This window comes from Cyanothece sp. BG0011, from assembly GCF_003013815.1.
GTDB lineage: Bacteria > Cyanobacteriota > Cyanobacteriia > Cyanobacteriales > Microcystaceae > Crocosphaera.
The window spans coordinates 1-13,199 of record NZ_PRLH01000050.1 but is presented as its reverse complement, the minus strand read 5'-3'; the positions used below and the strand labels follow the sequence as shown (position 1 = coordinate 13,199).

The window sequence follows — 13,199 nt, the reverse complement described above, 5'->3', positions numbered from 1 at the left end:
ATACCTTATTTAAGGTTCCCCCCAAACTTGAACAAAAAAAGTCCGTTTTCTGGGTCCATCTAATTCAACTAACATTAGAGACTGATAAGTACCAAGGGCTAATTTTCCGTCTACAATAGGAATCACTTTGCTGGTACTTAAAGTCATGGCCATGAGGTGAGAATGAGCATTTTCGGGTTCGTCGGGAGGGACATCTCGTAAATGCAAATCATTGTGTAAATAAGACTCTGTGGGGGGAGCTAATTTTGTTAGGTAAACTTTTATATCTTGTAATAGTCGAGATTCATCTTCATTGATAACAAGAGCGGTGGTTGTATGTCTTGAAAAAACAAGAACTTGACCATTTTTTATCGAAGTCGTGTTAATAAATTGCTGTACGGTTTCAGTAATATTATATAAACCAATACTTTCGTCAGTAGATATATTTAATAATTGGTTAAAAATCTGCATAATAAGTTAGTTCGGAAATAAAGTAATTGTTAGTTTGGATACCAGTTTTCATCAAGAATTTGCTCAAAAGTAAAAGGACAGTTATTAGGATATTCTGACTCATCTCTTTTCATAACTTTGCATCCATCGGCTCGTTTTCCTTCTTTTATCGCCAAATCTCTGGCATCTGGATAGGAATTTTCTATAGCAGTGGGTAAATATTTTTTAATCGGTTTATACTTTCGTTGTGCTTTAAGAACCCTTTTTCTGTGTTCATCAATGGAATTATACCAACGATTAGTCATCCAATCAGGAGCATCTTTTTGAACAGCAAGTTTTAAAAGATGAGCAATCAAAATAATGAGATTACTTTCAACTGTTTCTTTTGGATCTCCCATTTCTAAAGTCTCAATTAGATGCTCAAAATCGATGCTTTTCCAATCTTTTGCTTTTAATGCTTCAATTTGCAATTGTGTCCATTGAACATAATCTGTCTCGTATAAATTATTAATCATAATATTACTGTTGCTATACCCGATAGAACAAAAAATCATGAGAGATATTTTAACTTATTAATTTTTGTCGTCTAATTTTATATTAAGAGAAGTTCGTATATCTTCTAGAGGAAGATGCCACAATTGATTCCATTGAATACCAAATAAAGGGGAAGCATTACTCCCCATTATCCATCCTTCAGTAATTGCGTTTAAATATTTCTCACTATTTTCAATATTATAAAGAGTCGTTTTTAAGAGATTTTTAGCTAATAAAGATAACCAGAAACGGGAAAAGCGAAGTTGTTTAACATAGAATGCCTCTAATTGAATTTCCCCTATAATATCAGTATCAAAACCAGTAACAACGTGCCAAATATCGTGGGTGTCTCGAATATGTACGAGAATAAATTCATAATCATTAGTAATTGGTATTTGTTCTAGGTTTAATGGCGTTAAACCTCTTTCCTTGAGATGATTACTATAACAATAACCTAAACTATTTTTGGGTAATTTATTCAGTTCATTTAAATCAATATTACCCAAGCAGGGATATTCTTTAAATGCTTGTTTTCCTGCTGAATGTTCCTTAAGAAATGTAGCCATTGGTTTAAGACTATCAAGATCGGAAAAAACTTCAGATAGTTTAGCTACTACTTCCAGGTCTCCATCTTTAGCTCTTAACATCTCTAAAAAAGTTTTTAAGGCTAATTCTTCCCACTGTTGTTTATTATTCTCTGTTTCTAACATTGTCAATTTGTTGATTTTCTAAAGTGTACACTTCACCATGATTTTATCATTTAATATTGTTAAATATAATAATATTTTTATTGGACTCCGACGCTTCTACCATTAGAACCAAAAACAATAGGGGTTTCTTCTTTTAAGGGTTCCCAACCTACATTATAACCCGCTTTCCATGCTTGTTTTCTCGCTGCTCTAAACGCAGAAAAACTATCAGGACGAACAATAAATGCTAAATAATCTGTGTTTGGATCAAATTTTTCTAGGGTTTTATTAAAGTTTGAATCCGTTTGAGCAATGGTTTTATAAGATTCTCCTGTGTCGGGGGTTAAGGGTTCATAAAGGAGTGCGTCAAGGTCATAAAATGTTACTTTATAATGTTCGGTTTGTCCTTTAAATTGTTGAAAAGTTTGGAGGGTTTGCGCTCTACAATTTTCATAGTCTTTAATGCGATTAAGATAAAATTGATAAGTATAACTATCTAAGTTGCTAGGAATTTCAGGAAGATAACATTCGGGTAAATTTTTCATTAAAAGGGCAATTTGCCGATCCACTTCTTCATCATTAATATAAGCTATTTTGTTATTTCTAACTTCAAAAAAGCGCGGTTTCTTTTCAGTATTAGAGACTAAAGGAGTTGTCACAATGGTACTTGATTCTACTGCGACAACGGTAATAAATAAACTAATAAACATTAATACCCCGACGGTATTAGTGAGAATATCTAAAAAAGAATCTAGGTTTTGACTGGGTGAGTTCAGATGACGATATCTTCTAGTTCTCATTGTTGTTTGCTTCTTCTATTTTTAATGTCCAATCTTGATCAATGGGTTCGTATCCAATATCGATCCCTCGTTTTTCTACCATGTCTCTAACTTGTTGAAAAACATCAATTCCTTGGGGACGAAGGACGACAATTAAGTATTGTTGATCTTTGTTTTTTTGTACCTCCTGAATTAATTGATTTAAGGGCGATCGCCGATTATCAATTTCAGATTTAGGGACAAACACTTGACTCGGATGTAATAACACCCCATCCTCTCTACATTCTACATATTTCGGTATTTTACCTTGATTTTCCCCTGTGGTTTCTTGTTTAGCAATAATAGTAATTTCCCGTTCATTTTCTAACAGTTGGGTGGTTAAAACAATGATCAATAAAATGAGCGTACCAATAGTACAGGCTAATATAGAAAGAAAGGGAAATAATTCCACTTCTATGGAATTTTTAGAAAAAGAACGACGACGCATAAATTAAAGTTCTTCTGAGTCAGTAAAGGTAATTAAACGAGGTTTACTTAATTTTTCTAGGATGGGTTGAATCTGTTTGATTTCTGTGATCATCGAGTTAGAAAGCTGCCGATTAACGTTTAATTGTTGATCTAAAGTTTCGAGAAATTTGCTTTTTTCTTCGATACTCATGTTATTAATTTTTTCTATTTGTTCGATTAAATGACCGCTTAATTGTTGTAGTTTTTCGATTTCTGAAATAAAGCTTTTAGAAAAGGTTTCGGCCGCTTGTTGTGCATAAATTTGTGCGGGTTCGATTAAAGCTTCAGGGTTAGGTAAATAGTCTTGAAACGCTTGACGAATGGATTGATTAATGCCATCGTAATCTAAGTTTTCACTCCTTTCTTTGAGGCGAGGTAACACTAAATCATTGATATAAATATCAATTCTCAACAGTAATCTCGATTCCATTCTTTCCACTAAAACTAAGGGAATCATCACCAAAACACTGAGTAATAAAGCCAATAAAGTGGTATCAAACGCCACCGCTAAACCACTGGTTACGGTTCCTATTCCTTCTTTAATTTGCTCAATTTCTCCTGCTTGTTCTAGGAAACTAGAAAACCCATTTACCGCTTGACTAATACCGATAACTGTCCCAATAAATCCTAATAATGGAATTGCCCAAACAAGAACACGGGGAAAACTATAAGACGACTCTGTTGCACTTAGATAAAAGGTAGAATCATCTAACGCTAATTCTGAAGCTGTTTTACGACTTCCTGACTGAATATAAGCCCCCAAAATGCGACTACAACGAATGGGTAGGAGTTGATTATGTTTAGTTAAATTGTTTTGTAACGTCATTAAATCTCGCGATCGCGGATTATCAAAGATGACAGTTTGAGGAACCCAAGAACGCCGTAAGGCTAAGGTTTCTTGTTGTAATTTAATCAGTTTCAAAATTGTCAAAGAAACCACAAAACAAGCCAAATAAATGACCAAAAACTGGGTAAACCCTCTTTCATATAAAAGGACTCCGATAAACGTCTGTCTTAGGAATAATAAAGTCAGGGTATAAATAGCAATAAATAACAATAAAGCTATCACAGATACTAACCAGAAATTAACTTCTAATTTCTTGCGTTCAGCATCCCCCGATAACAATAGATATTGATTGGTTTCTTTGGTTTTTGTGTTCATCCTCAATTAATGATAAAAATAGGAGTCAGACTTTAAAACAAGGGTAACAGAATAGTAAAGGTTGTGCCTTGATGGGGCCCGGAAATAACATGAATGGTTCCCCCCATCCCTTCTACTAGGGTTTTGACGATAGATAAACCGAGTCCAGTTCCCCCAATATTGCGACTTCTGGCTTCGTCTACCCGATAAAATCGCTCAAAAATGCGAGTTTGATCGGCTAAAGGAATACCGACACCGCGATCGCACACTTCTATTTTGGCCTGTTGTTTATTGTGACTCAATTTCAGGATAATAGGTTCAGGGGAATGGGAATATTTAACTGCGTTGTCAATTAAATTCAAAAACACTTGTTTGAGGCGATTTTTATCCCCTTTTACCTTGATAACTTGAGTGGGAAGAGAAACCGTCACAGGGAGAGGATATTGATGCACCATCCCTTCAATTTCTGTTAATAACTCATTAAGAACAATAGTTTCTAGGTTAAAATACATCCCTCCATGTTCGGCCCTAGCTAAATCTAACAAATCCTGTAATAATTGAACCGTGCGATCGGCCTCCGATGAAGCGGTTTCTAAAGCTTCTCGTTGCAAATCCGTTAAATTATTACCCCGTCGTAGGGTACTTTGTAAATAGCCAGATACCACCGTTAAAGGGGTGCGTAACTCGTGGGAAACATTGCTGACTAACTGACGTTGATTGTCCCAAGCATGAGCAAGACGAGTTAAGGTGGTTTGTAGGGTTCCGGCTAATTCTTTGACCTCACTGGGAGCATTTTCTAATTCAAGTTGTACCTTTCCCAGGGTTTCCGGGTCAATATCCTTTGTCATCTGACTCATGCGCTTTAGGGGTGTTAAAGACGTTTGGATGTACCAAGCAATGGCGATTGTCATCAGGATAGTTGCCATAACACTGATGATCAGCAGACTCCGCATCACACCCCAAAACATCATCTGATCTTTAGTAATATCTTGAGCAATATAAAAATTGCCTAGAGTCACCCCTTTTACCACTAATTTCGTCGAACATAATAACCAATAACGATTATTCACCTTTTGCAATTCTGGTTGTGGGGGAATATCAGTTAAAGAGACTAAATTGCTGCCTGTCATTCCCATTTGTAAAGCTTGAGACTGGGCAAAAATTTCCCCTTGAGGGGTTTTCACCCATAGTAAAGTTTGGGGGTTAGATAGGTTATCAATGGCTTTTTGGGTTCCCTCTTCTAAAGAAACCATATCGCTATAGATTTCGACATCAGACGGAAAACGACCGACAATATAGCGTGTATTATTTTTATGGGTAACAACTAAAATACTCTGCATTTGCCAACTAATCCAAAGTACCACCCCACTTAATCCTAAAATGGACATAGCAGCAATACCGACGGTTAGTCGAAGTCGCAGAGAAGTCAGATGAGACAATTGTTTCATCTTAGGGAACGATTTGATAAAGACCATTGTTAACAATGCAAGATAAGTCTATGCTCATACTCTCACAATTGACTAAACTCTAGATGATAGAAAGCTGAGTTTTCCCTGAAAGATTGATTATTATTCTCTTTACCCTAACTATCGGATGATAGCGTAGAGGTGGGCTTTTTGATAGTATCTTGAGAAAGAGAGTTTAATCTCTTCAATTATTCTTATAGATTACAAAAGAAACCATGCCAGAACCCTTTAGATTTAGCAGTGGTCACCTCGCTTATAGCGTACAAGATTTAATCGGAGTCTGCCATCAGTCTCCTCAAGAAGTCATATATTATTTGAAACGTGGAGATTTTGAGAACTGGTTAGCCTATCTAGGTGAGACAGAAATCGCCAAAAAAGTCGAAGAAGTTCGTCAGCTATCAGTAACAGAAGAAGAACAATTAAAGCAGTTTATCAAAGTTTTACAGCCTCCCGAACCGGAAGAAACGCCCCCAACTTCTCCCCCTGAAACGACAATTTCTGATTCACCTGCTACAATAACACCATCAAATCAAGACACTTCTACAGAAGAAGTGGACAATATAGATTCAACCGATAACACTATAGAATCAGAAGAAACAACTCCTATGACACAAGTAAAAGAAAATAATCTAGACACACCAGAAGCTGAAAAGCCAACAGAAACCCCTCCGAGTTCCGAACTTAAAGAAGCTCCTACCAAGGAAACTGAAACCGAGGCTAAAAAGCCAACAGAAACCCCTCCGAGTTCCGAACTTAAAGAACCAACCACCAAGGAAACTGAAACTGAGGCTAAAAAGCCAACAGAAACCCCTCCGAGTTCTGAACTTAAAGAACCAACCACCAAGGAAACTAAAACCGAGGCCAAAAAGCCAACCGAAACCCCTGCTCAACCTAAAGTTAAAGAGGAATCTAAGGAACAGGGTGCTTCGGTTGATGAGTCTTCTGATGAAGGTCCTGAGGCAAGAAGTTCTTTTGCTAAAGCTTTCAAAGACTTTATTTCTCGATATATTAGCTAATTATTGCCTTGGCTTAAGATTTGCTGTTGCTTACAATAGAAATAGCACCTCGACTGCGCTCAGTGTCAATCTGGAGCTTGTGCTGAGCAGTGTCGAAGTGCGAACCTGATAGATTGGGAGTTATCCCTAGCAAGGGTTTAACTGTAACGTCAACCATTGCCTGAGGGGGTATAACTCCTATTTTTTGTGCTTACGGCCATAAGTTCCTGCACCAACAGCACCGGCTAAAGCTAACAGGCCGAGGGTTGAAGTCGGTTCAGGCACTGACTCAGACATAAGAATTAACTGACCCCCTTGTACTAAGTCTGCACTAGCAATGACCCCATCACGGAGACTATGGGCTTGAACATCTAAGACAAAAAGTCTTTCCTTGCTGCCAAACAGTTCAGTGACATCCAAAATACCGGAACTTTCCCAGTCACCACAGTCATTCGGGTCATTATCGGTTACGCCAGCAGGGACCACAACACTGCGATCCATTTGAGCGATTCGTGCTAACTGACCATTGGTCGGATTAAGTTGCCAGATAGAGGCTTCTTCCCCACTGGTTAAACAAAAACCACCAACGGAACGATCTTCATTAATGTAGATTAACCCATCATCTGCCCAGTCTAAGTTATCAGGGCTACGAAGACCAAAGTCAGGCCCGGCAAACTGACCGTTGCCTGCATCGTCTCCATCGTAAAGAATCGTCGCTTCAGCAGTTAAGGCCGTTAAGTCGTTGACAAAGGTGTAGGTGGTTCCCCAACTATCGTCCGGAAAGACACTATCCCGACCGGTAGAAGCCATAACAACTTCCAGTGGGTTGTCGGGGTTTGTGGCCACATCTTCAGGACGAGAAAAGAGAAAGGCCCCCACATCAGTCAACCCAGGCACGACTGTATTACCCAAAAAGGCAGCCCGACCACTTTGAGTATCTAAACCGTCTTGAGTGGCATAACCGTCGGCGTCAAAGCCGTCGCTATCATCAGCATCAGGGGTGTTGGGATCAATATTAACCACGGGAACCCAACTACCAGAACGACTATTGCCAGTGCCGATAAACCCTCCGGCCTCTGGGATGGTTTCCCCACTGTCTGCCACCCAAGTATAAAGGGTTCCTTGGGCTAAACCGTTTCTTTCTAAGAAACCAGCCCCAGTTGAACTATCTTTTTCACCAATGTATAAATACATGGGGGCTGCTTCTCTATCGTCTCCCACCAGTAAGGCAACTTGATTCTCATTACCGGGGTCAATGGGGGTAATATTTTCCCAAGCAGCGCGGCCTAAGGCAGGGGCTGCATAGAGTGCGCCACCTTCAGCACTGTTCATCGAGGCAACATCTAGGACAAACTCAGTTCCACCGTTCGTTTCTTCCCCGGCGAAGTAGATATCATCGACAAACCCAAAGGTTCCGGCATCAACGTGCATACCGGAACAGAAACGGTTTAAGGATGCACCGATAGGAAACTGACTGGTATCGGTGATTAAATTGCCAGCCCGATCAAAAATTCGGTTAAAAGCCAGTCCACCATCAATGACTTGCTTGCTGTTGATATCTACATCAAAGAAATTGATGCGCGCACCACCCGGTACAGTGACTTCATTACCCGCAATACCATCGAGGGTATTGAGATCATAAGCGTATCCTTGACCACCGCTTAACTCACTGTTAACCAGAAAGCGAACGGTAGTATCGTTGAGTTTAAAGGCTCCAATTCCATCTAAAATACCTGTAGGGGTGTAACCATTGATGGTTTCCCCAATGGTAAAAATCGCTTCGGTGTCCCAACCACGAAGCCCTTTCATTTGTGCTTCAGGATAAGCTGTCTGTGCTTGTGCTGCTTTTACGCTAACGGTAGCCATGCTGGCTACAGTCGTTAAACCAGCAATAATTTTTAAAATGTTTTTCATCTTCTCCAATGTTAGGGATAAAGTTGTTTAATGAAGATAATTCTCAATAATCCTAATAATTACGATGAATTACTCCTCACGAATACCAAGTATTATCAAAATGAAATAAGAAGAAGTAATCAACAAGTTAATTTTGGTTTAAAATGCGTAATCTTAAGGTTTCTTTTTGATTTCTCTTATATAAAGGTTTGAAGATTCTATATTTTTTTCCTGATTCCGAGATTACTCTCTTTTAGTTCCTAACGCTTAAACCCTAAATAACCTAGTCCTGCTCCCATGACTTCAGCTAAAATACTAATAATTCTGAAAATAGCAATAGTGGTTAAAACGATACCGATGGGTAAAGATGATGTTTCTAATAAAGCAATAATCGTCGCTTCAAACACCCCTAAACCTCCAGGGGCACCCGGAATAACTAAACCTAGTAACCAAGCAAAACTAAAGGCACTAATAATAATCGGTATTTGTTGAAAACTAATAGACATAAAAGCCATTAAAGCAAAAATAAACCCTAGTCCCCTTAATAACAAAAATATACTTTCTCCCATTAAAATAATACCAGGATATTTCTGTAGATAGATAGTTTCTGTTTCTTGATTTTCCTTTGATTTTATCTTTTTGATAAAGCGAAGAAGTCCATTAATAATAAAAGGATGAATCCCCACTAAAACACTAATTAAGAGAAAACATTGTAAGAATAATATATTAAAGTTTCTTGTAGTTTCAATAATGCCGATACTATGACTTAATAAAGCAATAAATAAAGCAGCCGCAGACATTAATAAGGGTTCTAATAACACACTTAAACTCGCAACTGATAAAGAAATCCCTTGTTTAGACACAGCATTAATACGACCATAAAAATGGCCAAAATTTCCAGGTAAATACTTATAAATATTCGTTACTAAGTAAACTTTTAATCCCCATTGATAGGAACAAGATTGCTTAAATAAGTAGAGGATTCTTATCCAGACAAAAGCCGACCAAATATGAGCTAATAAAGTAACAATTAAAGCTAAAAATAAAAATATCCATCCTTGAGAAGTTATGGTGATTTCTGTGACAGCTTGCCAATGATTTCTAAAGGTAGAAATAACGAAAAATAGGGTAATTCCTAAAATTATCCACTTTAAATAGGCTTTAATTGATGACATGATCAACCAATCTATAATAACTTTACTTAATAATAAAATAAGATGAGTATTTTTTACATTTGGAGAAAAAATAATATTTAAAAGTTAGTTCTCAATTTCTGTTGCTGTAGAAATATCTTGTTTATTTTTAATTTCTTGGGATGCTTTAATTTGATCAGATACGGGTGTGTAAAGATCACATTCAATTTCAATTTCTGGAACTCGAATAGTAATAATTAATGAATAACGAACAGTTTGATCATAACGTTCAAGATATTTTTTTTCTTTCCACCATCCACCAACAGGAAAAACTCCAATCATTTTCCTTTCAGCTAATTCAACAGCAGTTCCAGTCCATCTATCAGAATGTAACGACCCTTTATTTCTTAGATTAGCACCTAGAAACCAGTTATCATTCTCTCCACTGCTCGATATTTTTTCATCTTCTTCTCTCATCGCTTTATTAATTCTTTTCTCAAATTGTGTATTACTTTCTAATGGCCTTTTTACTTCAAATCGCAATCCATGTGAAGCATAACGATGCTTTTTTGTCCAACCACGTTCACCAGGATTAGGTTCAATGAAGTAAGATAATGTCACCTTTAATTCTACAATACTTTCTCCTAATTTTTCTAATTCTTCAGTTGGCCAAGGTAAAGTATGAAAATTCATCTCATTAGTTTTAATCTTACTTGATCCTTTAACAAAGGGTTTAACTTGATCTTCAATAATTAAAGTTAAGTCATTATTGGTACTTCTTAATGCTCTTTCTAAATTAGGAACTCCATAACCATATCGACGAATAATAGAGGTTTTTTTTCTTTGGGAAGAAGCTGATTTTAAATACTCTTGCATTGCCGGTGTCCATTCTGCTGAATGAACAATTAAAGCACGAATTGTTTCTGGCCAATAGTTGGGTTTTTCTGCTAATATTTTTGCAGCCATATAACTTGCTAATGCAGTGGCACAACTGGTATCTGACATTCTTTCAAATAATCTTTTTTCAGGACGATGATAAGTCGTTAAAATAGATAAATCATCAATATTTTGGGCGGCATTTTCTCCATCAGAAGCGCAATTTCCTCCTTCAAAAACAACATCAGGACGAATGGGCCATTGACTGTCCCAAGTAACAGAAGTGCGACTTCTCGGAGATAAATCACCAGATGGTGCAACAGCTTGCCAACCCTGAAAGTCAGGATGAGTAATATTAACTTTTTCGGTATAAGCTCCAACAATTAAAGCATTCCAAGCTTGTGCAGGATTTTCAACAGTGTTTACATCGTTGATATTAAGATAATCAGAAGTATATATATCATCTCGAATATTTCCGGCTGAAATAATCATCAATCTTTTATAATTATCTTCACCAAAACAAAGTTGATCAATTGCTGCTGACCAAGATGAAGGAGTGCCATAATTGGGAGAAGGTTTAGGACTTGTTATGGCCATAGAAAAAATTCGTTTTCTTTTTGGGTTTTGAATTTCAGGAAGAGATACCCCTTGTTCCGTAATTGCTCCATATAATTCGGGATCATTTTCTCCAACAGGGGGAAGAATTTTAACTGATTCTAAACAGTGAGCAAGGGTTATATATTCAGAAGATGTTAAAGCTTCAAATAAATCTGAATAAAGAACTAATCCAGCCATTTGAGTTCCGTGTCCATGATGATCATTTGTTTCCCAATTTGGATCACAGGTATATAAGTCAGCAATATCAAGACCTCTTTTAATCAGTTGATGTGTCCCATTAACTCCTGTATCAAGCAGACATACAGCAACAGCATTATCTCTAATATCAATATCATATCTCAATGATTCAAGTCTATTTTCTAAATCTCTTACCCATTGTTGCTGCTCAATTAATCCCATTTCAAGAAAAAATGAAGGAGTATCTTTAGCAATTCGTAATTCAGCAATGGTATCAGAATTTTTAATAACTTGTTCTATAGCTTCTACATTAGCCATTGCTAAGACAACAATTCTTTCTGGAAATTTTATTTCTGATTTAGTAGTAATTTCTAATCTTTGCGTGATAGTTTGAAAGTTTTCTAGTTGATCACGACGTAACCAAACTTCCCACCATATTGCTTGTTCATTTTGAGGAAACAAGTCAAGACTATCAGTAAATAATGATTTAGCTGTACCAATTTCAACAGTTTCTACTCGACTTATTAATTTTTCATTTTTAGGACGGAATGGTAGCAGTAATAATAAAAATATAAATTTATCTAATTCTGTATTGATAAGAAAAAGTAAGGTAACAATAGTTAAATTTTTCTCATTCAGCTTCTTAGTAGGTTTATTATTTTCATTAAGATACTGTTCTACTTTTTCCTGAAAAAAATCTGTAGCAGACTCCGGAACAAATACAGTTGCTTTAACTATATCTTCTTGCTCAAGAGAAGATTTAACAGAAACAAGTTCAAGCTTTTTTCGTTTATCTGCCAAGCTTTCAAAAGCATTTGCTTGATCTTTTGTTACCTCAAATTCTAAATAAAATCCAGGTTTACCAACGGCAATTTCTGATAAACGAGATTCTAATTGTTGACGTGCTTTTTCAATCGCTTCACCAATTTGACGCTGTAACTTTTCAGCGTGTTCTTTTCGGTTTCGATAGGGTGGTGAAATTTTTCTTCCACCTGAAAATGTGGATGTATAGTTTACCTTTTTACCATTATTGCGTAGATATAGGTGAGGAAGCTTGCGAGAAGATTTTACCATTCTATTAATTAATTGTCTTTAGTCATCAAAACTCATCTCTTTACGTTCCATAATAGCTGAAATCAAAGATTTTTCGCTAACTTTGCCACTGTTTGATAAGACTGCTTGCTTTGCTGCTTCATCTGTTGCTCTCACAATTTCAGCTTGAGCAAGTCCCGTTGCTTTCTCTATAATTTGTGACCAATCTTTCCAATCAATTTCAAAACTTATTAAACGAGTTTGAATCAGTTCACGGATAATGTCTGAATCAGGTAACTTGTATTTTATAACATCATCAAATCTTCTAAAAAGAGCTTTATCTAATAAGTTAGGATGGTTAGTCGCTGCAATAATAAGACTATCCCCTTGATCATTTTCTAGAAACATTAAAAATGAGTTAAGAATCCTTCTAATTTCTCCGACATCATTGGTGTTTTGACGTTGCGTACCAATGGCATCAAATTCATCAAAAAAATAGACTCCTTTTGTCATTGTCATTGCTTCAAAAATAAGTTTTAATCGACTAGCGGTTTCTCCCATATACTTACCAATAAGACTGTCATATAAAGTCGTAAATAAAGGTAATTGAAGTTCTCCTGCTAAGGCGGCTGCGGTCATGGTTTTTCCCGAACCAGGAGGCCCGACAAACAATAATTTACGACGAGGTGTAAGATTATATTCTCGTAACCGTTTTCCTTGTCTTTGCTCAGTTAATACCCGTTTTAGTCTAACAGCTAGTTCAGACGGCAAAATCATATCAGACAGCCTAGTATCTGGATATCTCACAGAAACAAGGTTCGCTAAATCTCCTTTAGGTTGTACTAAGGGAATGGGGTCAGATTTTCTTTCTATGACAGATTTTTGAGCTTTTGCCTGGTCTATTAATTCTCGAATTTCCTGAGCTAATCT

The 13,199-nt window shown here is 36.7% G+C and carries 12 protein-coding genes; 1 reads left to right on the top strand and 11 read right to left on the bottom strand.

The genetic code is table 11. The annotated features are described in order from the left end of the window. Positions 1-9 precede the first annotated feature (9 nt). From C4E06_RS07050 to C4E06_RS07020, 7 genes are all read right to left on the bottom strand, one after another. Positions 10-450, bottom strand: coding sequence for a secondary thiamine-phosphate synthase enzyme YjbQ (locus C4E06_RS07050; protein WP_107667424.1), 441 nt, complete (start codon positions 448-450; stop codon positions 10-12). 29 nt (positions 451-479) lie between these two features. After that, entirely contained in the window at positions 480-944 is a 465-nt protein-coding gene (locus C4E06_RS07045; RefSeq protein WP_107667423.1) for a DUF29 domain-containing protein, read from the bottom strand. A 57-nt stretch (positions 945-1,001) separates the two neighbouring features. Continuing rightward, positions 1,002-1,673: a Coq4 family protein gene (locus tag C4E06_RS07040; protein ID WP_107667422.1), complete on the bottom strand. Its 672-nt coding sequence runs from the start codon at positions 1,671-1,673 to the stop codon at positions 1,002-1,004. 77 nt (positions 1,674-1,750) lie between these two features. Further along, positions 1,751-2,452, bottom strand: a complete 702-nt coding sequence (locus C4E06_RS07035; protein WP_107667421.1) for a hypothetical protein — start codon at positions 2,450-2,452, stop codon at positions 1,751-1,753. Continuing rightward, complete coding sequence (locus tag C4E06_RS07030) at positions 2,442-2,918, bottom strand: hypothetical protein (RefSeq protein WP_107667420.1); 477 nt, start codon at positions 2,916-2,918, stop codon at positions 2,442-2,444. Before C4E06_RS07030 ends, C4E06_RS07035 begins: the two co-directional genes overlap by 11 nt. A 3-nt stretch (positions 2,919-2,921) precedes the next feature. Next, positions 2,922-4,100 carry a MotA/TolQ/ExbB proton channel family protein gene (locus C4E06_RS07025; protein WP_107667419.1) on the bottom strand — a complete coding sequence of 393 codons (1,179 nt, stop codon included), beginning with the start codon at positions 4,098-4,100 and terminating at the stop codon, positions 2,922-2,924. Positions 4,101-4,132: 32 nt separating this feature from the next. Next, positions 4,133-5,527 carry a cell wall metabolism sensor histidine kinase WalK gene (locus tag C4E06_RS07020; RefSeq protein ID WP_232826181.1) on the bottom strand — a complete coding sequence of 465 codons (1,395 nt, stop codon included), beginning with the start codon at positions 5,525-5,527 and terminating at the stop codon, positions 4,133-4,135. Positions 5,528-5,760: 233 nt separating this feature from the next. Between C4E06_RS07020 and C4E06_RS07015 the strand changes: the two genes are divergently transcribed. Further along, the gene (locus tag C4E06_RS07015; RefSeq protein ID WP_107667417.1) at positions 5,761-6,561 is read left to right on the top strand and encodes a hypothetical protein; all 801 of its coding nucleotides are present in this window, start codon (positions 5,761-5,763) and stop codon (positions 6,559-6,561) included. A 177-nt stretch (positions 6,562-6,738) separates the two neighbouring features. On the opposite strand, the gene C4E06_RS07010 is transcribed toward C4E06_RS07015, so the two are convergent. From C4E06_RS07010 to C4E06_RS06995, 4 genes are all read right to left on the bottom strand, one after another. Further along, on the bottom strand, positions 6,739-8,454 hold the full coding sequence (locus C4E06_RS07010) for an alkaline phosphatase PhoX (RefSeq protein ID WP_107667416.1): 1,716 nt from the start codon (positions 8,452-8,454) through the stop codon (positions 6,739-6,741). Between the two features lie 239 nt (positions 8,455-8,693). After that, positions 8,694-9,608, bottom strand: coding sequence for a lysylphosphatidylglycerol synthase domain-containing protein (locus C4E06_RS07005; protein ID WP_107667415.1), 915 nt, complete (start codon positions 9,606-9,608; stop codon positions 8,694-8,696). An 84-nt stretch (positions 9,609-9,692) separates the two neighbouring features. Continuing rightward, positions 9,693-12,311, bottom strand: a complete 2,619-nt coding sequence (locus C4E06_RS07000) for a S8 family peptidase (RefSeq protein WP_107667414.1) — start codon at positions 12,309-12,311, stop codon at positions 9,693-9,695. Between the two features lie 18 nt (positions 12,312-12,329). Next, a partial coding sequence (locus C4E06_RS06995) for an AAA family ATPase (RefSeq protein WP_107667413.1) occupies positions 12,330-13,199 on the bottom strand: 870 nt, incomplete at its 5' end.

What these genes read in the sequence shown, in the direction of transcription:
- C4E06_RS07050 (WP_107667424.1), bottom strand. Translation starts at nt 450, where the DNA reads ATGCAGATTTTTAACCAATTATTAAATATATCTACTGACGAAAGTATT.
- C4E06_RS07045 (WP_107667423.1), bottom strand. Translation starts at nt 944, where the DNA reads ATGATTAATAATTTATACGAGACAGATTATGTTCAATGGACACAATTG.
- C4E06_RS07040 (WP_107667422.1), bottom strand. Translation starts at nt 1,673, where the DNA reads ATGTTAGAAACAGAGAATAATAAACAACAGTGGGAAGAATTAGCCTTA.
- C4E06_RS07035 (WP_107667421.1), bottom strand. Translation starts at nt 2,452, where the DNA reads ATGAGAACTAGAAGATATCGTCATCTGAACTCACCCAGTCAAAACCTA.
- C4E06_RS07030 (WP_107667420.1), bottom strand. Translation starts at nt 2,918, where the DNA reads ATGCGTCGTCGTTCTTTTTCTAAAAATTCCATAGAAGTGGAATTATTT.
- C4E06_RS07025 (WP_107667419.1), bottom strand. Translation starts at nt 4,100, where the DNA reads ATGAACACAAAAACCAAAGAAACCAATCAATATCTATTGTTATCGGGG.
- C4E06_RS07020 (WP_232826181.1), bottom strand. Translation starts at nt 5,527, where the DNA reads ATGAAACAATTGTCTCATCTGACTTCTCTGCGACTTCGACTAACCGTC.
- C4E06_RS07015 (WP_107667417.1), top strand. Translation starts at nt 5,761, where the DNA reads ATGCCAGAACCCTTTAGATTTAGCAGTGGTCACCTCGCTTATAGCGTA.
- C4E06_RS07010 (WP_107667416.1), bottom strand. Translation starts at nt 8,454, where the DNA reads ATGAAAAACATTTTAAAAATTATTGCTGGTTTAACGACTGTAGCCAGC.
- C4E06_RS07005 (WP_107667415.1), bottom strand. Translation starts at nt 9,608, where the DNA reads ATGTCATCAATTAAAGCCTATTTAAAGTGGATAATTTTAGGAATTACC.
- C4E06_RS07000 (WP_107667414.1), bottom strand. Translation starts at nt 12,311, where the DNA reads ATGGTAAAATCTTCTCGCAAGCTTCCTCACCTATATCTACGCAATAAT.